This window comes from Nocardia sp. NPDC056100, from assembly GCF_042266325.1.
GTDB lineage: Bacteria > Actinomycetota > Actinomycetes > Mycobacteriales > Mycobacteriaceae > Nocardia.
Genome location: NZ_JBHJVY010000004.1, coordinates 1,257,144 through 1,279,589, shown reverse-complemented (window position 1 = coordinate 1,279,589; position 22,446 = coordinate 1,257,144). Strand labels below are relative to the sequence as shown.

Below are 22,446 nucleotides of genomic sequence, written 5' to 3'. Positions count from 1 at the left end.
ACAGCCGATACATTGCGAGGCCCTCCGCTTCACACACGGTGCCGACAATCGACGCATGTCGCACCCTGGACCCACCGTCGCGGAGATTCTGGCATCGCACGAAAGTGGTAGCGGGTCACCGATACACACCGCCGCGCGGGTGGCCGACGCCATCGCAGCGCGCGGGGATGACGGCACCTGGATCACCCCGGTACCGCGGGAACAGCTGCTCGCCGCCGCCGCGGAGATCGAACAGCGGCCGGGCGCGCGGACGCTGCCGCTGTACGGGGTGCCGTTCGGGGTCAAGGACAGTATCGATGTGGCGGGCTGGCCCACCACACTCGCCTGCCCCGATTTCGCCTACACCGCAACGGAAACCGCGCCCGCCGTGCAACGGCTACTGGACGCCGGGGCCCTCTTCGTCGGCAAGACGAATCTGGATCAGTTCGCGACCGGCCTGAACGGCACCCGGACGCCGTATCCGATTCCCCGCAGCGTCTTCGGCGGGGATCTCATCTCGGGCGGCTCCAGCTCGGGTTCGGCGCGGGCGGTGGCGCTGGGCGAGGTGCCGTTCTGCGTCGCCACCGATACCGCCGGATCGGGCCGAGTTCCGGCCGCGCTCAACGGCATTGTGGGTTGGAAGCCCTCACGCGGGCTGATCAGCACGGTCGGCCTGGTTCCGGCCTGCAAATCGCTGGACTGTCTGACCCTGATGGCCACCCAGATCGAGGATCTGGACCGCGTCTTCGAAGTGATCGCGGGTGTCGATCCGGCCGATCCGTGGAGCCGCGAGCGCGGGGAACGCTTCGACGGCAGGCGAATTCGGGTCGGACTGCCCGCCGAGGACGAACTCGAATTCTTCGGCGACGAGGTGTTCCGGCATGCGCATCTGGGGATGCGTGATCGCCTCGCCCGCCTCGGATTCGATTGCACGGCAACCACACTGCGTCCGTTCCTGGACGCGGGCGAACTGCTGTACCAGGGGCCATGGGTGGCCGAACGGCTGGTGGAATTCGAGACCTTCCTCGCCGAACACCCCGATTCCATCCTGCCGGTGATCCGCGAAATCCTCACCGGCGGTTTCCGATTCAATGCCGTGGACGTCTTCCGCGCCCAGCAGCGCCTGCAGGAACTCAAAGCCGCGGTGTCCCGCATGTGGGCCGATTTCGATGTCATGGTGGTGCCCACCATCGGCACCACTTTCACGGTGCCGCAGGTACTGGCCGATCCGATCGCCACCAATACCGTCCTGGGTCACTACACCCATTTCGGAAACCTGCTGGACCTCACCGCGATCGCCGTGCCCGTGGGCATGACCGCGGACGGCCGCCCGCTCTCGGCCATGGTCTTCGGACCGGCGCTGGCCGATGACACGGTGCTCGCGGCGGCCGCCCGCATCCTCGACGAGCCGCGCCCGCTGGTGGCGCATTCGGAAGTCCGGCTCGCAGAGAGAGAACGAAGATGACGGCAGTTCAACACATTTCGGCGCAGCCGACCGAATACTCCTTCGAGCCGAGCGCGGTGGCGCTGCTCGTCATCGATATGCAGCGCGACTTCCTGCTACCCGGCGGGTTCGGTGAGAGCCTGGGCAATGACGTGGCCCTGCTGCGCACCGTCATCGAACCGCTCGCCGCGTTGATCGCCGCCGCGCGTGCGGCCGGAATCCCCGTTATCCACACCCGGGAGGGACATCTTCCCGACCTGTCCGACTGTCCGCCCGCGAAGTTGTCGCGGGGCAATCCCTCGCAGCGCATCGGTGATCCGGGCGCGTTCGGCCGCATTCTGGTGCGCGGCGAATACGGCCACGACATCGTCGACGAACTCGCACCGCTCGCGGGCGAGGTGGTGATCGACAAGCCCGGTAAGGGCGCGTTCTACGCCACCGAACTCTCGGATGTATTGGCGGCCAAGGGCATCACCTCGTTGCTGGTCACCGGCGTCACCACCGAGGTGTGCGTGCACACCACCGTGCGCGAGGCCAATGATCGCGGTTTCGAATGCCTCGTCGTATCCGATTGCGTCGGTTCGTATTTCCCGGAATTCCAGCGAGTCGGGCTGGAGATGATCGCCGCGCAGGGCGGCATCTTCGGCTGGGTGGCCGATTCGGCCGCCGTCATCGGCGCTCTCGACGCCACCACCGCTTCATCGCACGCCACAGCTCAGTGAACAGGAACCACCATGTCCGTCGATACCAAGCTTCCTGACGAAACCGGTTCCGCCGCACCACTTTCACTGCCCTGGTGGACGCGCGGCGATACCAATGCCTTCTTCGGGTTGTCCTTCAATATTCTCGTCAACGTCCTGACCCTGACCACGCTTTCCATTGCGGTGGTGAAGATTCCGAGCGGCGATGTGCTCGGCACGGTGCTGCCCGCGCTGGGTGTGGCGCTGGTACTGGGCAATCTGTACTACATGCTGCTGGCGCGAAGGCTCGCCCGCCGCGAGGACCGCGATACCGTGACGGCGCTGCCGTACGGGCCGAGCGTGCCGCATATGTTCATCGTGGTCTTCGTGGTCATGCTGCCCATCTATCTGAAGACCAATGACCCGATGAAAGCCTGGTCGGCCGGTCTGGCCTGGGCGTTCATGATCGGCGTCATCGTCATGATCGGGGCGTTCGTCGGACCGTTCATTCGCAAGATCACCCCGCGCGCGGCCATGCTGGGCACCCTCGCGGGCATTTCGATCACCTTCATCGCCATGCGGCCCGCCGCGCAGATGTGGGAGGCGGCCTGGATCGGACTGCCGGTGCTGGCGATCATCCTGATCGGCTTCTTCACCGATGTGAAGCTGCCGGGCAATGTGCCGATCGGCCTGGTGGCGCTGCTCGTCGGCACGGCCATCGGCTGGATCGGCGGCTATATGTCGGTGCCCGATGTGTCGGCCGCCGCGCACGATATCGCGCTGGGACTGCCGGATCTGCGATTGCATCTGCTCTTCGACGGACTGGGCAATCTCGCACCGCTGCTCGCGACGGCAATTCCGTTGGGCGTCTACAACTTCACCGAAGCCATGAGCAATGTGGAGAGCGCCGCGGCGGCGGGCGACAACTACAACCTGCGCAGTGTGCTGCTGGCCGACGGTTTCGGCGCGATCATCGGCTCCGGGTTCGGATCGCCGTTCCCGCCCGCCGTGTACATCGGGCATCCCGGCTGGAAGGACGCGGGCGGCCGCACCGGATACTCGCTCGCCAGCGGTGCGATCATCGGATTGATGTGCTTCCTCGGCCTTTTCGGGGTGCTGGCCACGATTCTGCCGATTCCCGCGATCGTGCCGATCCTGCTGTACATCGGCCTACTGATCGGTGCGCAGGCCTTCCAGGCGGTGCCGCGCCTGCACGCGGTGGCCGTGGTCGCGGCGCTGCTGCCCAATCTCGCGGAATGGGGTGTGGGGCAGATCGACAATGCGCTCAGCGCGGCCGGAACCACCGCGGACAAGGTCGGCGCGTCCGCGCTGGGACAGGCGGGCGTGGTCTACGACGGATTGAAGACGCTCGGCTCCGGTGCGGTGCTCGCCGGTCTGGTGCTCGGCACCATGGTGACGTTCATCCTCGAAAAGCGTTTCCGCGCAGCGGCTGTCGCGTCGGTGGTGGGCGCGGGGCTGGCCTTCATCGGGCTCATCCACGCCAGTGAGGTCGGCTGGGCGGCCGCGCCGAAGGTGGCATTGGGATACCTGTTCTTCGGGGTGGTCTGCCTGGCCTGCGCGTTCCTGCCCAAGCCGAGCCCGGAGCCCGCACCCGACACGCTCGACACGGCCGAGGCGGAATCCACGTAGCGCGAAGGGGCGGGTGCGGGGCACACTCGGTGCTGTGAAGCTGATGCCAGTTGGGGGTGGGCTGTCGTGAGCACGCTTGCCCGAGGAGAGAACCGCCCCGCACCCGGAGAACGATTGACGGTCACCGTCGCCGGTTCGGCCGCACTCGATGTCTCGGCGCTGCTGCTGGGCACGGACGGAAAAGTGCGGTCCGACGCCGATTTCGTCTTCTTCAACCAGCCCGCGGGCCCCGGGGTCACCTATCGGCACGGGGCCGGGCGCGGTGACATGGTCGATGTGCAGACCGGCGCGGTGCCCGCGAATGTGGACAAGGTGGTGGTCACCGCCAGCCTGGACGGCAGCGGGCCCGCCACCTTCGCCGGGGTGGGCACCCTCACCGCGACCATCGGCTCCGATTCAGGGTCCTTGACCTTCCCCATGTCCGGACTCAGCACCGAGACCGCCGTGGTGTGCGTGGAGATCTACCGGCGCGGCGGGGCATGGAAGGTGCGCGCCGTCGGACAGGGCTACGACAACGGGTTGGCCGGTATAGCCGAAGCGTTCGGCGTGAATATCGACGATGAGCCCGCGCCCGCGGCACCGAGCGCACAGGCTGTCGCCACCCCGCCCGGCCAATACCCCAGCGCGCCTGCCCCGAGCGCGCCCCCTCCCCCGCCGGGCTCGTATCCGCCGCCCGCACCCGCTGCCCCGCAACCTCATTCACCGTCGCCGGCTTACTCCGCGCCGGCCGCACCCGCCTTTTCGCAAGGAGCCCAGCCCATGCAGAGCGAACTGTTCGATCCCCGTCATGCCGAGGTCAATGGCATCGGCATTCAGAAGCAGGGCGGGAAGATGATCAAGGTCGCCGTCAATGGGGAGGTGATGGCGCGGGCCGGTTCGATGGTGGCCTACCAGGGCGATCTGCAATTCAAGGCGCTCGGCTCCGGCGGTATCGGCCGCGCGATCCAGCAGCGGCTGACCGGTGAGGGCGTCCCGCTCATGAAGGTCACCGGTCGCGGTGATCTGTTCCTGGCCAATGGCGCGGCCGATGTGCACACCGTCGATCTGGACGGCACCGACGGCCTCACCATCAATGGCGCGAATGTGCTCGCCTTCGATCCGACGCTGACCTACAACATCAAAATGGTCCAGGGCGCAGCGGGTTTCGCCAGCAACGCGGGTCTGTTCAACTGCGTCTTCACCGGCCGCGGCCGCATCGCCATCACCACGCACGGCTCCCCCGTGGTCCTCAATGTCGACCAGCCCACCTACGCCGACCCCCAAGCCGCCGTAGCCTGGTCCTCCAGCCTGCAAACCGGCATCAAACGCAATGACTCCATGGGCTTCAGCCGCCTCATCGGCCGCAGCACCGGCGAGGGCATGACCCTGTCCTTCTCCGGCCGCGGCTTCGTCATCGTGCAACCCTCCGAACTCCCCCCGGGCGGCCTCATCGGCGGTACCGGCGGCGGCCAGGAGGCCGGCCAGAGCGGCGGCCTGCTGGGCGGCATCCTCGGCTGATCACCCGGGAGCATCCCGCCTAGAATCATGGGATGAAGGTGCTCGGTGCTTGCCCGCTGGATTGCCCGGACGGCTGCTCCTGGGTGGTGGATGTCGAGGATGGCGTCGCGGTCGGGTTGCGGGGGAACAAGGCGCATCCGGTCACCAGGGGTGCGCTGTGTGTGAAGGTGAACCGGTATCTGGAGCAGTTGAAGTCCGATGAGCGGATCACCTTTCCCATGCGGCGGATCGGGCGCAAGGGTGAGGGGCGGTTCGAGCGGATCACCTGGGACGAGGCGCTCGATGAGATCGCCACGCGGCTGCAGGGCGTTGTCGCCGAGCACGGCGGGGAGGCGATCTGGCCGTTCCACGGGACCGGGAGCCTCGGGTATATCCAAGGGCTGGAAGGGTTTTCGGGGCGGCGGTTCTTCAATGTGCTGGGTGCGTCGCTGCATGATCCGACGATCTGCTCGGTGGCGGGGACGCTGGGGGTGAAGTACACGCTGGGAATTTCGGGCGGAATGGATCCGGAGGATTTCGTCCATTCGAAGTTGATTCTGCTGTGGGGCACCAATCCGCTGAGCTCGGGGCATCACGGGTGGAAGTTCATCCAGGACAGCGGGGCGTACACCGTCGCCATCGATCCGGTGCGCTCGCGCACGGCCGAACGCTGCGATGAGCATCTCGCACCGCTGCCCGGCACCGATGCGGCGCTGGCGCTGGGACTCATGCACGTGATCGTGTCGATGGGCGCACAGGATGACGCGTTCATCGCCGAGCACACCGTGGGCTGGGATGAATTCCGCACGCGCATAGCCGAATTCACGCCGGAGCGAGTCGCGGAGATCACCGGCCTGCCGGTCGAGCGGATCGTGGCGCTGGGTGAGCGCATCGCCCGCACCCGCCCCACCGCCATTCGCGCCTCACAGGGCATGCAGCGGCACGCGGGCGGCGGTATGGCGCTGCGGGCGCTGGCCTGCCTGCCTGGCGTCACCGGCGACTGGGCGATTCCCGGTGGCGGACTGCACTATTCGACGAGCGGGCACTTCGATCTGAACACCGCCGGTCTGGTGCGCTTCGATCTGCTGCCGCATCCGGTACGCACGCTGTCCATGACCCGGCTCGGCGAAGGACTGCTGGAACCCGAGGGGCCGCCGGTCAAGGCGCTCTTTGTGATCGCCGCGAACCCGGTCGGGTCCAATCCCGATCAGCGGGGCGTGCGACGGGGACTGGCCCGCGAGGATCTGTTCACCGTTGTGCTGGAACACTTTCCGACCGATACCGTGGACTACGCCGATATCGTGCTGCCCGCCACCATGCAGCCCGAACATCTCGATGTGCTGGCCGCGTACGGCAATCTGTATCTGGTGTGGAATGAACCGGCGGTGCCGCCGCCCGGTGAATGCCGCTCCACCACCGAGACTTTCCGGCAGTTGGCGCAGCGCATGGGTCTCACCGAGCCCGCGCTGTACGACTCGGACGAGGAGCTGGCCGCGCAACTGCTGAAGGGCCATGACCTGGACCGCCTGCGCCGGGAAGGCTTCCTGAAGGTGTCACCGCGCCCGGTCCCCGTCGACAAGGTGCGGTTCGTCTCGGACCGCGCCGCGCTGGCGGGCCACGACCCGCTCCCGGCGTACATCCCGCCCGCCGATCCCGGCGACGGACTGGTGCTGATCTCGGCGGCCTCGCACTACTTCCTGAACACCACCTTCGGGAACAATCCCGAATTACGCCGCCGCGCTGGCGATCCGACGGTGACCCTGCATCCGGACGATGCCGCCGCCCGCGGTATCGCGGACGGCGATCGCATCACCGTGTCCAATGATCGCGGTTCGTTCGAGGCGATCGCCGAGGTCTCCGATCGCGTGCGCCCCGGTGTGGCCGCCACCCCGAAGGGCCGCTGGGCCAAGCATTCCGGCGGTTCGACCGTGAATGCCACCGTCGCCGAACGTGATTCGGATTTCGGCGGCGGCGCGGTCTTCCACGACAACCGGGTGCGGATCACGGTCGCGGCCGGAATCGCCTAGGAGAACTGGATATTGACCGAGGCCCCGGGCGGAATCCTGCGCACCTGATCGTGGATCTGCCCGAGGATGTGCAGGCTCACCACCATATCGGTGACATCGACGTTCTCGGCCTCCAGCTCACCGCCCAGCACCAGCGGGTGCGAGAAGTCGTAGACCTCGTGCTCCCCCGGCACCAGCCCGCGGCCCTCGAGTTCCAGGGCCAGCTCGGCGATCAGGTATTTCTCCTGTCCCGCACCGGTATTCAGCTCCGCCTCGAGTTCGTCCAGGCTGTCCCATTCGCGGGTGAGCTCACCCTCGACGGTGTCCAGCCACCACACGCCGTCGTCCGCGCCGAAGAACACGTCACCGAAGATCGAGGTGAACAGGGGCGTCTTGCCGTCGAGGCCGATCCACGCCCATGAGCTCAGCGCATCGCCGAATTGTTCGGGCGTGAACCATTTGATCAGTTCCACACCGGCACACTACATCTCAGGCGGCGGCGAAGCGGACGGCGAGCTGTGTGCGCGAGGCGCAGGAGGTGGCGGCCAGCACCCGGGTGAGATGTTTCTTCACGGTGTCGACGCCGATGAAGAGTCGTTCGGCGATCTGCCGATTGGTCAGCCCGTGCGCGGCGAGGTCCGCGACCTCCCATTCGCGCGGCGTCAGCTGCCAATTCGACAGGGCCGCACGGCGATCCCGGTCCCGGTTCAACTGTTCCACCACCAACGGCGCGAGATGTCTGCGCAGCGCGTGCAGCACCGCCAGATCGCGATCGGGCACCCGGGGCGCGTCCACCACGGCCATACCGATGTACAGCACCCCGGCCGGACCGCCGTCGACCACCATGGCGGCCTTGTCATTGATGCCGTTGGGCCGCAGGAACTCGAGCAGGAACGGCGCGTCCGGCACGATCTCGGCCAGCCCGGACACCCCGCGCGCACCGATCGCCTCGGCCACCCGCGCATCGCGCAGCGGATCCCTGCCGGACCAGCGCTCGGCGTATTCGGCCAGGAATTCCGGGGTGTACCCGCCCTGCACCCCGCAGCCCTCCTCGACGGCGTCCGCGAGGGTATCCCCGTGCAGCACGGCCACTCCGGTGAAACCGAACCAGCTCTGTAGCGCGAGCACCAGTCGTTCCCGGAATTCGGGCAGGTCGACGGCACGATCGACGGATTCCAGCACGCCGATGAGCCGCCGGTGATCCTCCGCCGAGAGGGATTCGCCCTGCGGTAGCGGCCGGGGCGTGCGGCTGGAATTACGGAGTGCGCCTGTCACGCATCCATATTCCACCTTCGGGCCATACCGGGCCATGCGAGAGCCCGGCATTGTTATCGCCATGAGTACAGAGAACAACACCCGCCGCTGGCTGATCACCGGAGCCAACAGCGGTTTCGGCGCGGCGTTCACCGCGGCCGTACTGGCCGCGGGCGATGAGGTGATCGCCGCCGTGCGGCGGCCCGAATCGATGGCGGAAGTCGCTGCCGCGCACCCGGATCGGGTGCAGGTGGTGGCGCTGGACGTGCGCGACCCGGCCGCCGCCGAACGAGCGATCGAGCAAGCCGGGCGTATCGATGTGCTGGTGAACAATGCCGGTTACGGGATTGTCGGGGCCATCGAGGAGACCACCGAGGACGAATTGCGCGATGCCATGGAGGTGATGTTCCACGGTCCGCTGCGCCTGACCCGGTTGGTGCTTCCGCAGCTGCGCGAACGTCGCGGCGGCGCGATCGTGCAGGTGAGCAGCATGGGCGGTTTCATGTCATTCGCCGGTGTCGGCGGCTACAGCGCGGCCAAGGGTGCGCTGGAATTGGCCAGCGAGGCGCTGGCGGCCGAGGTGGCACCGCTCGGCATCCAGGTGCTGATCGTGGAGCCCGGTGCGTTCCGGACCGGTTTCGCCAAACCGGACGCCCTGCGCGTCACCGGTGCGATCGCGGACTACGCGGAAACGGCCGGGGTGGCCCGGGATGGACTGCCGTCCTCGGATCAGCAGCAGGAGGGTGATCCGGCCAAGGCGGCGGCCGCGGTGATAGCCGTTGTCGGTCAGCCGAATCCGCCGCTGCGCCTGGCACTGGGGCCGGACGCGGTGGGCGCGATTCGTGGCAAACTCGCGGCTGTCGCCGCGGACCTGGATGCGACCGCCCACCTCGGCCTGACCACCGGTCTCGCGAACTAGGCCGCGCTACCGCTCGCCTGCGACATGATCGTGGTGAAAATGTTGGCGATGACTTCGAGCAGTTCCATCGGGTACCTCATCAACTGGAAAGTGGGACACCGCAGCCTCATCGACCCCGATGTACGCCGGGTGTCGGGGGCATGAATACCCGTGGTCATTCTGCACACCTGCGGCAAATGTCCGTTGTGACCGAATTTGTGTAACGCTCATCACAGCTCGCTGTTACCGTGGCGGAACCCGTCGCATGCGAGGCGGTGGGCCGCACATTCTTTCGGAGGTGGGTCGACATGACCTCGGTTCTGTATTCGGCGCAACAGCGACTGGCACATACCGCCGAGATCATAAAGGGCCTGAAAACGCTGCGGGACAAGGGCATTACCGATCCGCGCAATCCGGTGGAGACGCTGCGCACCGCCCGGGAATCACAGGTGTTCGGCCCGCCCGCCACCGCCGTCCGCCATGCCGCGCGGGTCTGGCCCGAGCTCATCGGGCTCGCCGACGAACGCGGTGAACTCACCTACCGCGAGATGGATGAGCGCTCGAACGCGGTGGCGCGCGGCCTGCAACGCCTCGGCGTCACCCCGGGCACCGTGATCGGCCTGCTCGCCCGTGATCACCGCGGCCTGCTGTTGGCCATGGTCGCGGCGGGCAAGCTCGGCGCACGGGTCGCGCTGATGAACACCGGATTCGCCAAACCGCAGTTCGCACAGGTCTGCGAGCGGGAGAACGTCAAGGTCGTCATTCACGACAGCGAATTCCTGGGACTGCTCGACGCCTTGCCCGCCGACCTGCCGCGGGTATTCAGCTGGGTCGACGAGGGCGTCGAACTGCCCGCGGGCGCGATCACCCTCGACACCCTGATCGACGCCAATGCCAAAGCCCCGCTGCCGAATCCGAAGAAGCCGGGCGGGGTCGTCATCCTCACCAGCGGCACCACCGGACTGCCCAAGGGCGCGCCCCGGGACAAGACATCGCCGCTGGCCACCGTGCAGGTGATCGATCGCATCGACTTCCCGTCCCAGGGCACCATGGTCATCGTCTCGCCGATCTTCCACAGCACCGGACTGGCCACCTGGCTGGTCGGCACCGGATTGGGCAACAAGGTGGTGGTGGCGCGGCGCTTCGACGCCGAGCGCACCTTGCGCCTGATCGCCGAGCACAAGGCGGAGATGCTGGTGGCGGTGCCGACCATGCTGCATCGAATGGTGGAGCTGGACAAGGATATTCGCGATCGGTACGACACCTCGTCGCTGAAGGCGATCGTGATCGCGGGTTCGGCGCTGTCCCCGGAACTCTCGGTGCGCACCGCCGAGGTGTTCGGCCCGGTGCTCTACAACCTGTACGGCTCCACCGAATGCGCGGTGGCGACGGTGGCGCGACCGGAGGATCTGGCCATCGCGCCGGGCACCGCGGGCCGCTCCCCCACCACCTGCGAGGTGGTGCTGTTCGATGCGGACGGGAAGCGCATTCGCGCCAAGAACGTCACCGGCCGCATCTTCATTCGCTCGGGCGCGCCGTTCAAGGGCTACACCGACGGACGGCACAAGCAGATCATCGACGGCTATATGTCCAGCGGCGATGTCGGCCATTTCGATGATCGCGGACTGCTTTTCGTGGACGGCCGCGATGACGACATGATCGTCTCCGGCGGTGAGAACGTCTTCCCGCAGGAGGTGGAGAATCTGCTGCTGGAACGCCCCGATGTCTTCGACGCGGCGGTGGTCGGCGTGGACGATGTGGAATTCGGCAAACGCCTGCGCGCCTTCATCGTGCTCGAACCCGGTGCGGCCGCACCCGATCCGGCGGAGATCAAGGCGTACATCAAGAACAATCTGGCGCGCTACAAGGTACCCCGGGACGTGTTCTTCCTGGATGATCTGCCGCGCAATGCCACCGGCAAACTGCTGCGCCGGGTGCTCGTGGAGTACGAGGAGCCCGCGAAATCCTGACCCGCTTTCGGATCCGCGCGGGTGTCGTCCCCGCCACCACCAGGGCGGTTTATACGCTACTTCGGGTACCAGAGACCTCGGCCACACCCTTCCCACCAGCGCTTGCTAGGGTTAGCGGTGCACTGGATCTCGAGGTTGCGGTCCGAGCGCCGACTCGTCCGGCGGGGGATCGCGGAAGGTTGTACCTATGTCTCTTGCCCTTCCGTCGGCAGGCACGGTTTTTCGCAAGGCCGGTGATACGGCGCTGAGTGTCAACGCCATGGTGCGCGGGGGTCTGTTCAATCCGCTGCGCCCGGATCAGGCGGTGCGATCGGCGCTCAATGTGCTCAAGTTCGGGCCGTTCGCGGGCGCGGTCGTACACGCCGCCAACACCAATCCGAAGTCGGCGGCCATTGTCGACGAGCGCGGCGAGATGACCTTCGAGCAGCTGGACAAGCAGTCCTCGGCGTTCGCGCGCGGCCTCGCCGCCCAGGGTCTGGGCCCGGGCGATGTGATCGGCGTGCTGGCGCGCGATCATCGCGGCATGGTGCTCGCCTTGGTCGCCGCGGGCAAGCTCGGCGTGCGCGCGGTGCTGATGAACACCGGTTTCGCCAAACCGCAGTTCGCGGATGTGGCGACGCGCGAGAAGGTCAAGGCGGTGCTGCACGACAGCGAGTTCTTCGATCTGATGGGCGCGATTCCGGCCGAGATCCCGCGCATCCTGACCTGGGTCGACGAGAAGGACAATGCCGATCCGTCGATTCCGACCATCGAATCGGTGGCGGCCGGGCAGTCCACCGCACCGCTGTCCCCGCCGGATAAGCCGGGCGGCATGGTCATTCTGACCAGCGGCACCACCGGCACCCCGAAGGGCGCGCCCCGCGATAAGGTCAGCCCCTTCATCACCGCGCAGTTCCTGGATCGAATTCCGTTGCCGCGCAACAGCACCGTGGTGATGGCCGCGCCGATCTTCCACGCCACCGGACTGTCCCAGTTCACCATCTCCATCGCACTGGGCAATCGAGTCGTATTCCAGCAGCGGCGCTTCGACCCCGAGACCACCCTGGCCAATATCCAGAAGTACCGGGCACAGGGCCTGACCGTGGTGCCGACCATGCTGCAGCGCATCCTCGATCTGCCCGCGGAGACCCTGGCCAAGTACCAGCCGAGCGAGACCCTGCGCGTGCTGTTCGCCGCCGGTTCGGCCATCCCGCCGGACGTGGTCACCCGCACCCTGGACTACTTCGGCGATTCGCTCTACAACGTGTACGGCTCCACCGAATGCGCCGTCATGACCGTGGCCAATCCGGCGGAACTGCGCAAGGCGCCGACCACCGCGGGCAAGGCGCCGGTGGGCATTCGCATCGCGCTGTACGACGAGAACCGCAAGCGCATCACCGCGCCGAACGTGACCGGCACGATCTTCATCGAGAACGGGCACTCGTTCAAGCAGTACACCGACGGGCGCACCAAGGAGTACGTCGACGGGCTCATGTCCAGCGGCGATGTCGGCCACTTCGATACCGACGGACTGCTTTTCATCGACGGGCGCGATGACGACATGATCGTCTCCGGTGGCGAGAACGTCTTCCCGCAGGAGGTGGAGAACCTGCTCTCCAACCGTCCCGATGTGCTCGAGGCGGCCGTGGTCGGCGTCGAGGACCGCGACTTCGGTAAGCGGCTGCGCGCCATCGTGGTGCCGGGTCCGGACTCCAAGCGCGATGTCCAGGAGATCAAGGACTACGTCAAGGAGAATCTGGCGCGCTACAAGGTGCCACGCGAGGTCATCTTCCTCGATGAGCTGCCGCGCAATGCCACCGGCAAGCTGCTGCGCAAGCCGCTGATCGAAATGGCAGTTCCCGCCGAGTAATTCCGGATGGAAGCGAGAATCCCGGGCCGCGAAAAGGGTCCGGAATTCTCAGCTATTATCAGCGCGTGAGTTTCGAGTCCGGCCGGTCGACGGCGCATAACAGCGGTGATGCCGCTGTATTGCGCGGTGGATCGGCCGGACTGCTCTCCGGAGCGTTCGCGGTCGCCGCGCACGGCTGGATATCCGGGGCCGCACCGCTGGAGTCCGGGGCGCTGACGCTGCTGGTGGCCGCCTCGGCGGCGGTCGGGGCGCTGGTGGCCGGAATCGGCGCGCTGCGCACCACCTGGCTCGGGCTCGTGATCGCGCTCATCGGCGGGCAGCTGCTCGGGCACTTCAGCATGATGTGGGGTTCGCCGGGCAGCAGCGCGCACCACCATCATCACGCGTCGATGTGGAGTCCGGCCATGCTGGCCGCACATATCGTGGCGGCCTGCGTGGCCGCCGTGGTGATCCTGGGCGCGGAGGGCGCGTATCGCGTAGCCAGCACGGTGCTGGCTTGGGCGCTGCCCGTTGCCGTTTCGCTGCCGGTACTGACCGGACCACCTCAACTTCCGATCGCGCATCGCGATCGAGTCGTGCTGCGCGTGCTCGCGGCCGACGCCTTCCGGACCCGCGGTCCGCCCATTCTCGGTCGAGTCTGATTTCTCCTCTCACCCGGCACGGACCTGAGTGTTCGTGTGTCTTCGCCGTATTCGGCGTACCCGGGTTCTCCTCGAACATCAGAAAGACCGCCGGTGACTATTACCGAGAGCGGTGCCGTAGAGACGGCACCGCCTATTCAACCTGCCCAGAATTCGGAATCCCCACCTAAACGCAGTGCGGGCAATGCCTTTCAGGCGTTGATGCTGCGACTGCATTTCTATGCCGGTGTATTCGTCGCACCGTTCATTCTCATTGCCGCCGTGACCGGTGCGCTGTACGCGGTGGCGCCCACGCTGGAGACCTTCGTCGATCGCGGTCTGCTGCACACCGATTCGACCGGTCCGGCCAAACCGCTGTCCGCGCAGATCGCCGCGGCCACCGCGGTGGAGCCGAAGCTGGCGCTGGTGGCGGTCGCACCGGCGCAGAACAGCGGTGACACCACCCGGGTCATCTTCAGCGATCCGAGCCTCGGCGAATCCGAGCGGCGCGCGGTGTTCATCGATCCGGTGACCGCGACGTCCGTCGGCGACAGCGTCGTCTACGGCAGTTCCGGGGCGCTGCCCACGCGCACCTGGATCGATCAACTGCACCGGGATCTGCACCTGGGCGACTTCGGCCGCTACTACAGCGAGATCGCGGCGTCCTGGCTGTGGGTCATCGCACTGGCCGGACTGGTGCTGTGGTTCCGCCGGGTGCGGGCGCGGCGCGAAAAGCGCTCGGCCGGTTGGCTGTTCCGCCCGGATCGGTCCCGGCCGCGCGCCCGCACGCTGAATTGGCATGCGGCCGTGGGCATCTGGATTCTGCCGGTGCTGCTGTTGCTGTCGGCGACCGGTATGACCTGGTCCAAGTACGCCGGTGAGAACGTCACCAAACTGCGCCAGGAAATGAGCTGGACCACGCCGTCGGTGACCACCAAGCTGCCCGGCACCGAGGGTCCGGCCATGCCCGCGGGTGGTGACCACGCCGGTCACGGCGGGGGCGCGACGCCCGCCGCCGCACCGAATCCGAACAAGGCGGCGCTGGTGGACACCGTGTACGCGGTGGCTCGCGCCAACGGTGTGGACGGTCCCATCGAGATCAGCATTCCGGCCAAGGACGGCACCGCGTTCGTGGCCAAGGAGCTGCGCCGTCCCGGCGTGCTGACCGTCGACGCCATCGCCGTGAACGGCAGCACCGGCGTCGTCACCGATTCGCTGAAGTACTCGGATTGGCCGTTGGCCGCGAAATTGACCAACTGGGGCATCCAGTTCCATATGGGGCTGATGTTCGGGCTGCTCAATCAGCTGCTGTTGCTCGCGGTCATGATCGGGCTGCTCACCGTGGTGGTGCGCGGATACCTGATGTGGTGGCGACGCCGGCCGACCAAGTCCGAAGCCAAGGTCGCGCTGGGCAGGGCCCCGCGGCGCGGTGCGCTGCGGCAGACGCCGATCACCGTCCTGGTGCCGTTCCTCGCGGTCGCCGCGGTGGCGGCCTGGTTCGCGCCGATGATCGGCATTCCACTCCTCGGTTTCCTGCTGGTGGACGTCCTGGTGGGCTTGGCATCCCGCCGTCGCGCCACCGCCTGACAACCGAATCCCGCTGAGCGGCACGGCGATTGGGCCGTGCCGCCGGTAAACCATACCTTCACGCCGATCCCGGCGGTCGGGATCGACTCTGCCCGTGCAGTACCTGACCTGCACTGACACAAGGATTTTCACCTGATGAAGCTCAACACCTTCGCCGCGTCCATCGTCATGTCGAGCGCGCTCGCCGTCTGCGCCGGCACCGCGCACGCCGATACGACGGCCGATTCGGCGATCAACTACACCGCCACGAACAGCGAGACCAATACGGTCATCCGCACCGATGCCGGTTCCATGGCGGTCGAGGACGGCGTCTTCAAGATCAAGGCGGCCGACGGCAAGACCATCGCCGGAACCGAATTGACCTTCCGCGTAGACGATTTCGTCTTCCCCATCGCCACCGAGATCCACGACCGGGTGGCCACCCTCACCCCGCAGTTCGACCTGGCCCACGCCGCATACCGGCCCGTGGCCCTCCCGTTCGAGAACGGGGCGCCCTGGAAGACCGAATACGACCGCGAACAGGCCGCCTGGAGCCGCATGACCAGCACCATCGGCATGGGCGCGACGATCGGCACCCTGGTCGGCGGCCTCGGCGGCGCGGCGGTCGGCTGCCTCATCGGCGGCGCCACCCTCGCCACCGTCACCGGTGCGCTGACCGCCATGTTCGGCGCGCTGGGCGGTGCGGTGCTCGGGTGCATCGTCGGCATGAGCGTGATCGGTTTCCTCGGAACCGTCGCGGGCCAGATCCTCGTGACGGCTCCGGTGGCGATTCTCGCTGCGGCGCAGTACTTCACGACGATCAACCAGCCCTTCACGGCACCGGCCAAGTAGGCCCGGAATTCGCGCTGCGGTATCCCCCGGGTAACCGGGCGATACCGCACGCTATCCCCCGAGCTTCCCGGTGAGTAGCGACTCCAGCTCGGCGGCGACTTCCTCGAGGGGTTCGAGACTGCGGTGCACCCGGCAGAGGATTATCGCGCCCTCGACGGACGAAAGCGTCAGTGTGGCAAGGCTTCCCGCGCGGGGTGCGGGGATGCCCGCGGCGATAAGGGATGCGACGAGCGCGGTGCGCCACCGAGTGAAGGTGGCCGATACCTCCGGATGCAGGGCGCGATCGTCGTCGGTGCCACTGACCGCGACCGCGACGGCGGGGCAGACGGCTTGGAAGTCCTCGGTGTTCAACAGGATCCGCCGCCAGAAGTCGACGAGACGGTGCAGCGCTTCCACCGGGCCGACGGTCGAGGTCTCCTCGATGATGGCGGCGATGGCATCGGACGCCAGACCCAAACTCTCACCGAGTAATTGGCGGCGGCCACCCGGGAAATGGTGGTAGACCGAGCCGCGCGGCGTGCCGGTGCGGGCGAGCACGGCATCGATGGTGACACCCGCGGAGCCGCGTTCACGCAACAGCTCCACCCCGCCGATCAACATCTTGCGCCTGGTTGAACCACGTGCTGCCATGACGCTAATCCTCGTGCGGTGCTTCGAATTTCGCCTGCACGGCGGACAGGTTCGCGCGCATATTGCGCTCCCATTCGACCAGGCGATTGGCGATGATCCGGCCTTCCTTCTCCGGCATGGCGGTGATGGCCGCGTTCAACCCGGACGGATCCGGCCCCATCCGGCCCCACTGCCGCACGATCACCCCGGAGCTCGCCGGATCGATCTCGAAACCCCAGGTGGCGCTGACGCCGAGCGGCCCGCGCACCTGCCATACCCAGCGGCGTTCGGGCTCCACCTCGATCACCTCGCATTCGGTGCTCCACGCACCCATGGCGCTGTGCTGATTCGTGCCCCGGAATCGCGCGCCGAGCTCGACGTGGTCCGCGCCGTCCAGCCATTCGACCGAGTCCAGTTCATCGGAGGCGAGCGCGGGCAGCCCGATATCGGTGACCACGGCCCACGCCTGCTCCGGGGTACAGGACACCCGCTGGGAAACTTCGACGGTTGGTTGATCGCGGTAGCGCACTGTGCAGCCCTTCGGGGTTCCGGCCAGAGTTTCTATGGTCTATAACATAGAACATGATGTCGATGGAGCCCAAGGGGAAACCGCTCGAGGTCGGAGTCGTGATCGAACCGCGCCTGCCGGGGGCGGCGGAGTTCGCGGTGGAGGCGGAGCGGCTCGGCGTCGCCTCGCTATGGGTGCCGGAGGTGTGGGGGTACGACGCGCTGACCGGGCTGGCATACCTCGCCGCCAAGACCTCGACGATCCGATTGGGCACCTTCGTGGTTCAGCTCGGCTCGCGCTCACCGGCGCTGCTGGCCACCTCGGCGCTGAGTCTGCAGGAGCTCTCGGGCGGGCGCTTCAACCTGGGCATCGGGGTATCCGGGCCGCGGGTGATGGAGGGGTGGCATGGCGTGCGATTCCGCAAACCCGTTGCCACCACTCGCGAAACCATCGAGATCCTGCGAATCATCAGTCGCGGTGAATCTTTGAGCTACGACGGCGAGGTGTACACGCTGCCGCTGCCGGACAGCGCCGGTCGGGCGCTGCGGCCGCTGGTCGCGCCGCGCGAGGTACCGGTGTACATCGCGTCCATGGGTCCGGCGAATCTCCGGCTCACCGGTGCGGCGGCGGACGGGTGGCTCGGCAACGCGTTCATTCCCGAAGCGGCCGAGGTGTTCTTCGATCCGCTGCGGGAGGGCGCGGAATCAGCGGGCCGCACACTCGGCGATCTGGATCTGGTGGCACCGGTGGCCGTCGAGTTCGCCGATGACGAAACCGATGCGGCACAGCGTATTCGGAAGCACGCCGAGGGTTACGCCTTCACCATCGGCGCGATGGGTGCGAACGGGCGCAACTTCTACAACGAGGCGTTCACCAGGCTCGGATTCGGTCCGGCCGTCGAGCGGGTGGCCCAGCTGTGGCAGTCCGGCGATCGCGATGCGGCGCGCCGCACGGTCCCGCTCGAACTGGGCAGCCACACCAATCTGGTCGGCACCGCCGACGATATCGCCGAGCGCGTGAAACGCTATCGGGCAGCGGGCATTTCGATACTGCTCGCCAAGATGGAGACGCCGTTCGAGGAACAGCTGGTCACCCTGCGCCGACTGCTGGAGCTGGTGCGCGCCTGAACGGGCGGGGCGGCGAGACCTATTCGGCGTCGTCGTCCGCGCTCGTCAGCTGCGGCACCGGGCGTAGCCGGACCCAGGCGAAGAAGATCAGGCCGACGACCGTCATACCTATTCCGGCCCATAGGTTGATGTCGATGCCACCGGTCTTGGCGCGCTGGAAATCGGTGTTGTACGCCAGCGCGACGACGATCAGGATCACTCCGTAGCAGGCGAGTAACCCGCCGACGATGGTGCGGATATCGAACAGCATTTGACGCCTTTCCTTATCCGACGAACACATTGAGCAGAATCACGATGACCAGCGCTATCCCGGCCAGCAGGCCGGGGCGCTGATACCAGGGCAGGGTGGCCGCGTCCGCATCGGTGCGCATGGCCTTGGGGGTTTCGGAGTAGACCAGGCCAGCGAGTTCGGCGACCGGTTTGGGCCGCGACACCTGGGTGACCAGCACGCTGACCACGATGTCGACCACGAAGGCAATGCCCGCGGCCACGAAACTCGTGCCCTGACCCGACAATTCGAAGACGTGCGCCTTGCTCATCACGAAGACGATGATGGCCGCGCCGGTACCGCAGACCAGTCCGATCCAACCCGCGGCGGGGGTCATACGCTTCCAGAACATGCCCAGGATGAAGGTCGCGAACAGCGGGGCGTTGAAGAAGCTGAACAGGGTCTGCAGGTAATCCATCATGTTGGAGAAATTGCCCGCGATGAAGGCGGTGCCGACCGCGCCGAGCGTCGCCCCGACCGTGGCGAGGCGACCGACCTTCAGGTAGTACTCATCCGAGCGGTCGCGCTTGATGTACCGCTGCCACAGGTCGTAGCTGAAGACGGTGTTGAACGCCGACACATTGGCCGCCATACCCGCCATGAACGCCGCCAGCAGTCCGGCCAGGCCGACGCCGAGCAGTCCGTTGGGCAGCACATCCTTCATGAGATAGAGCAGCGCCTGGTTGTAGGTGACATCGCCCTTGTAGTCCGGATTCGCCGCCAATTGTGTTTTGAAATCGGCGATCTGGGGCACCAGCACCGCGCTGATCATGCCGGGGATGACCACGATGAAGGGGATGAACATCTTCGGGTACGCGCCGATGATCGGGGTGCGCTGCGCCGCCGAGATGGAATGCGTGGCCAGGGCGCGCTGCACCTCGACGAAGTTGGTGGTCCAGTAGCCGAAGGACAGCACGAAGCCGAGGCCGAACACGATGCCGATCACCGAGGCGATATTGCTGGTGAAGCCGGTGAGCTCATTGCCCGGCCAGGAGTCCAGCTGTTCCGCCCCGCCCGGACCCTCGATCACCTTCTCGCGCAGGCCGTCCCAGCCGCCGACCTTGTGCAGGCCGACAATGGTGAGCGGCAGCAGCGCCGCCACGATGATGAAGAACTGCAGCACCTCGTTGTAGATGGCCGCCGACAGTCCGCCCAGGGTGATGTACGAGAGCACGATGGCCGCCGCCGCCAGCACCGACACCCACAGCGGCCACCCGAGCAGCACATTGACGATGCTGCCGAGCAGATACAGGTTCACGCCCGCGATGAGCACCTGTGCCACCGCGAAACTCAGCGCGTTCACCAGGTGCGCGCCGGGACCGAAGCGGCGCAGCATGAACTCGGGCACGCTGCGCACCTTGGAGCCGTAGTAGAACGGCATCATCACGATGCCCAGGAACAGCATGGCCGGGACCGCGCCGATCCAGAAGTAGTGCATGGTCGGCATGCCGTATTCGGCGCCATTCGCCGACATGCCCATGATCTCGACCGCGCCCAGATTGGCGGAGATGAAGGCCAGGCCGGTCACCCAGGCCGGTAGCGAACGGCCGGACAGGAAGAAGTCGATACTCGACGAGACCCGCTGGCGGGCCAGCCAGCCGATCCCGAGTACGAAGACGAAATACAGTGCGACCAGGGCATAGTCGATGGGGTCGGCATCGAGTCTGAGTTGGCTCGAGGCCATTACCGCAGCGGGCTGCCCGAATGCCACCGCGGGCAGGCTGGCGTCGAACGGCATACGGCTCTCCTGTCGAAACAGATGGCGCGGGCACGACTGTAGCGCGAAATACTAGCGGGGTGTTCGCTGGCCTATGGGAGGCGCGGCCTGGCGTCTAGGAGTATTGACCGATCACCAGGTCCAGTGCGGTACTTCGCGCAATGGATGAAGTTGCTCGTCGGTTTCCGCGAGCGAGTTCTGCTGTGCGACCTGGGCGCCGAACTCCACATGCTGGCGCACCGCCTCACGGAATTTCTCATCGGCGGGCATACCCGCCGCGTCGAGGGATTCCAGATACACCTCGACGAAGCGCTGCCGCTGCGCATCGGAGATCTTCAGGCCGCGGTGCGCGTCGATGATGTACGCGAAGCCCAGTTCCCGGGTGAAACGGCCTGGGCCACCGAAGGATTCGGCGGTGAACCAGGTCAGATGGTCGACGTGATCCGGCTGGCGCACCGGAAACACCTCGCGCAGCACGGGATCCGCCAGTGCGCGATCGTAGAAGATCTCTTCCAGGCGGTGCAGGGCCTCTTCGCCGCCGGCGAACTCGTACAGGCTCTCCATGGCTCGCTCGTTCCTGGTGTGCGAGTTGATCGTTCCGGTATTCAGGCTAATCCCGGACAGCCGAAAACGTGCGATATAGCGATCGCGCGGTGCAATCGAACAACCCCGTCCGGCTTCGGGGACGGCGCTAGGACAGTCGGCGCGCGCCCGCGGCCGGGGTCACCTCGAAATCGCGCGGGGCGTCGAAACCCCTGCGCGCGAAGGCATCCCGCACCGTGGTGACGATTCCGGCGGCCCGCCCGGCGTCCGCCAGCGCGATGACGCTGCCGCCGAATCCGCCGCCGACCATCCGCGCGCCGTACGCGCCCGCCACCAGCGCGGCGGCGACGGCGGTGTCCAATTGCGGGGCGGAGACCTCGAAATCGTCCCGGAGCGAGGCGTGCCCGGCGGTCAGGATCGGTCCGATCGCGCGCGGATCGGCGCCACCACGCAATTTGTCGGCAACCTGGCGCACCCGGGCGTTCTCGGACACCACATGCCGGGCGCGCCCGCGCAGCACCGGATCGGTGAGCCGATTCGCCTCGGCCAGGGTCGCGTCACGCAGGTACGGCACGCCGAGTTCCACGGCGGCGGTGGCACATTCGGCGCGCCGCTGCGCGTACTCGCCGTCCACCAGATGGTGCGGACTGCCGGTGTCGAACACCAGCAGGCTCAGGCCGAAGCGGCGCAGATCGAAGGGGATCTGCTCGTACTCGCGCGTGCGCACATCCAGGAACAGCACATGCCCCGCGGTGCACAGCATGGACGCCGACTGATCCAGGATGCCGGTGGGCACCCCCACGTAGACGTTCTCGGCGGTGCGCGCGATATCGATGATCTCGGCGGTGGAGATGCTGGGCGCGAACAGATCTCGCAGTGCGATGGCCACCGCGCAGGACAGCGCCGCCGAGGAGGACAGGCCCGCGCCGATGGGCACATCGCCGTCCAATTCGAGATCGACCCCGCGCACCTCGTGCCCGCGCCGCTCGAATTCGCGGATCACCCCGAGCGGATAGTGCGACCAGTTCGGCAGTTCGGACCAGCCCGCGGCGGCGAGCGCGCCCATGGCGATCTCGACCTCGTCGCAGGGCGCCTGTGCCGACCGCAGCCGCACCAGCCGGTCCGTCCGGATCGCGGCGGTGCAGGTCATGCCCATCGGCAGGGCCAGCGGCAATACGTATCCCTCGTTGTAATCGGTGTGCTCACCGATGAGGTTGACCCGGCCGGGGGCGAGCCAGCGCCCCGCCGTCGATGTCGCGGACGATGCAGCCACCTCAGCTCCTGTTCCCAGAGTCACGCAGGCCGTCGGGTTCCATTGCGCAGCGAGCATAGCGAGTCACGCGGATCGCGATGCTGCGGGTTCGGCGGACTCCACTACGCGGAGCGACATTTCGTGCCATGATCGACTCGGTTGCCCAAATTTCGATGGC

General features: G+C 66.9%; 20 protein-coding genes. 12 read left to right on the top strand and 8 right to left on the bottom strand.

The genetic code is table 11. The annotated features are described in order from the left end of the window. Positions 1–55 precede the first annotated feature (55 nt). The 5 genes from ACFC0O_RS36225 (at position 56) to ACFC0O_RS36205 (ending at position 7,256) form a co-directional block, all read left to right on the top strand. Positions 56–1,444: an allophanate hydrolase gene (locus ACFC0O_RS36225; protein ID WP_375966163.1), complete on the top strand. Its 1,389-nt coding sequence runs from the start codon at positions 56–58 to the stop codon at positions 1,442–1,444. Next, positions 1,441–2,145 (top strand): cysteine hydrolase family protein, encoded by a 705-nt coding sequence (locus tag ACFC0O_RS36220; RefSeq protein WP_375966161.1) that lies wholly within the window; start codon positions 1,441–1,443, stop codon positions 2,143–2,145. Before ACFC0O_RS36225 ends, ACFC0O_RS36220 begins: the two co-directional genes overlap by 4 nt. 12 nt (positions 2,146–2,157) lie before the next feature. Then, a complete protein-coding gene (locus ACFC0O_RS36215) occupies positions 2,158–3,753 on the top strand; it encodes a regulator (RefSeq protein ID WP_375966160.1) in 1,596 nt (531 codons plus the stop codon). 66 nt (positions 3,754–3,819) lie between these two features. Then, positions 3,820–5,250 carry an AIM24 family protein gene (locus ACFC0O_RS36210; protein WP_375966158.1) on the top strand — a complete coding sequence of 477 codons (1,431 nt, stop codon included), beginning with the start codon at positions 3,820–3,822 and terminating at the stop codon, positions 5,248–5,250. Between the two features lie 32 nt (positions 5,251–5,282). Then, on the top strand, positions 5,283–7,256 hold the full coding sequence (locus tag ACFC0O_RS36205) for a molybdopterin-dependent oxidoreductase (protein WP_375966156.1): 1,974 nt from the start codon (positions 5,283–5,285) through the stop codon (positions 7,254–7,256). On the opposite strand, the gene ACFC0O_RS36200 is transcribed toward ACFC0O_RS36205, so the two are convergent. Both ACFC0O_RS36200 and ACFC0O_RS36195 read right to left on the bottom strand, forming a co-directional pair. Beyond that, positions 7,253–7,708 (bottom strand): T6SS immunity protein Tdi1 domain-containing protein, encoded by a 456-nt coding sequence (locus ACFC0O_RS36200; protein WP_375966153.1) that lies wholly within the window; start codon positions 7,706–7,708, stop codon positions 7,253–7,255. The genes ACFC0O_RS36205 and ACFC0O_RS36200 overlap by 4 nt on opposite strands. 16 nt (positions 7,709–7,724) lie before the next feature. Continuing rightward, positions 7,725–8,510 carry a LuxR C-terminal-related transcriptional regulator gene (locus ACFC0O_RS36195; protein ID WP_375966151.1) on the bottom strand — a complete coding sequence of 262 codons (786 nt, stop codon included), beginning with the start codon at positions 8,508–8,510 and terminating at the stop codon, positions 7,725–7,727. A 61-nt stretch (positions 8,511–8,571) separates the two neighbouring features. Here ACFC0O_RS36195 and ACFC0O_RS36190 point away from each other — a divergent pair, with 61 nt between their 5' ends. The 6 genes from ACFC0O_RS36190 (at position 8,572) to ACFC0O_RS36165 (ending at position 16,244) form a co-directional block, all read left to right on the top strand. Then, positions 8,572–9,408 (top strand): SDR family NAD(P)-dependent oxidoreductase, encoded by an 837-nt coding sequence (locus tag ACFC0O_RS36190; protein ID WP_375966149.1) that lies wholly within the window; start codon positions 8,572–8,574, stop codon positions 9,406–9,408. 287 nt (positions 9,409–9,695) lie between these two features. Beyond that, the gene (locus tag ACFC0O_RS36185; RefSeq protein WP_375966147.1) at positions 9,696–11,357 is read left to right on the top strand and encodes an acyl-CoA synthetase; all 1,662 of its coding nucleotides are present in this window, start codon (positions 9,696–9,698) and stop codon (positions 11,355–11,357) included. 187 nt (positions 11,358–11,544) lie between these two features. Then, positions 11,545–13,206 carry an acyl-CoA synthetase gene (locus ACFC0O_RS36180; RefSeq protein WP_375966145.1) on the top strand — a complete coding sequence of 554 codons (1,662 nt, stop codon included), beginning with the start codon at positions 11,545–11,547 and terminating at the stop codon, positions 13,204–13,206. Positions 13,207–13,271: 65 nt separating this feature from the next. Then, positions 13,272–13,847 carry a hypothetical protein gene (locus tag ACFC0O_RS36175; protein ID WP_375966142.1) on the top strand — a complete coding sequence of 192 codons (576 nt, stop codon included), beginning with the start codon at positions 13,272–13,274 and terminating at the stop codon, positions 13,845–13,847. A gap of 201 nt (positions 13,848–14,048) precedes the next feature. Further along, entirely contained in the window at positions 14,049–15,413 is a 1,365-nt protein-coding gene (locus ACFC0O_RS36170; protein WP_375966140.1) for a PepSY-associated TM helix domain-containing protein, read from the top strand. 135 nt (positions 15,414–15,548) lie between these two features. Next, the gene (locus ACFC0O_RS36165) at positions 15,549–16,244 is read left to right on the top strand and encodes a hypothetical protein (protein WP_375966138.1); all 696 of its coding nucleotides are present in this window, start codon (positions 15,549–15,551) and stop codon (positions 16,242–16,244) included. A 51-nt stretch (positions 16,245–16,295) separates the two neighbouring features. Here the strand turns inward: ACFC0O_RS36165 and ACFC0O_RS36160 are convergent, their stop codons facing one another. Together ACFC0O_RS36160 and ACFC0O_RS36155 are read right to left on the bottom strand one after the other, a co-directional pair. Beyond that, entirely contained in the window at positions 16,296–16,874 is a 579-nt protein-coding gene (locus ACFC0O_RS36160; protein WP_375966135.1) for a TetR/AcrR family transcriptional regulator, read from the bottom strand. Positions 16,875–16,878: 4 nt separating this feature from the next. Further along, positions 16,879–17,382: an SRPBCC family protein gene (locus tag ACFC0O_RS36155; protein ID WP_375966132.1), complete on the bottom strand. Its 504-nt coding sequence runs from the start codon at positions 17,380–17,382 to the stop codon at positions 16,879–16,881. Positions 17,383–17,435: 53 nt separating this feature from the next. On the opposite strand from ACFC0O_RS36155, the gene ACFC0O_RS36150 reads away from it, so the two are divergent. Further along, complete coding sequence (locus ACFC0O_RS36150) at positions 17,436–18,488, top strand: LLM class flavin-dependent oxidoreductase (protein WP_375966130.1); 1,053 nt, start codon at positions 17,436–17,438, stop codon at positions 18,486–18,488. 19 nt (positions 18,489–18,507) lie between these two features. Here the strand turns inward: ACFC0O_RS36150 and ACFC0O_RS36145 are convergent, their stop codons facing one another. The 4 genes from ACFC0O_RS36145 to galK all read right to left on the bottom strand — a co-directional run bounded on the left by ACFC0O_RS36145 (position 18,508) and on the right by galK (position 22,289). After that, a complete protein-coding gene (locus ACFC0O_RS36145; protein ID WP_364639250.1) occupies positions 18,508–18,738 on the bottom strand; it encodes a hypothetical protein in 231 nt (76 codons plus the stop codon). 13 nt (positions 18,739–18,751) lie between these two features. Next, positions 18,752–20,440, bottom strand: a complete 1,689-nt coding sequence (locus ACFC0O_RS36140) for a sodium:solute symporter family protein (RefSeq protein WP_375966493.1) — start codon at positions 20,438–20,440, stop codon at positions 18,752–18,754. Positions 20,441–20,605: 165 nt separating this feature from the next. Beyond that, positions 20,606–21,037, bottom strand: a complete 432-nt coding sequence (locus tag ACFC0O_RS36135; protein ID WP_375966126.1) for a group II truncated hemoglobin — start codon at positions 21,035–21,037, stop codon at positions 20,606–20,608. A gap of 127 nt (positions 21,038–21,164) precedes the next feature. After that, positions 21,165–22,289: a galactokinase gene (gene galK / locus ACFC0O_RS36130; RefSeq protein WP_375966123.1), complete on the bottom strand. Its 1,125-nt coding sequence runs from the start codon at positions 22,287–22,289 to the stop codon at positions 21,165–21,167. Positions 22,290–22,446 lie beyond the last annotated feature (157 nt).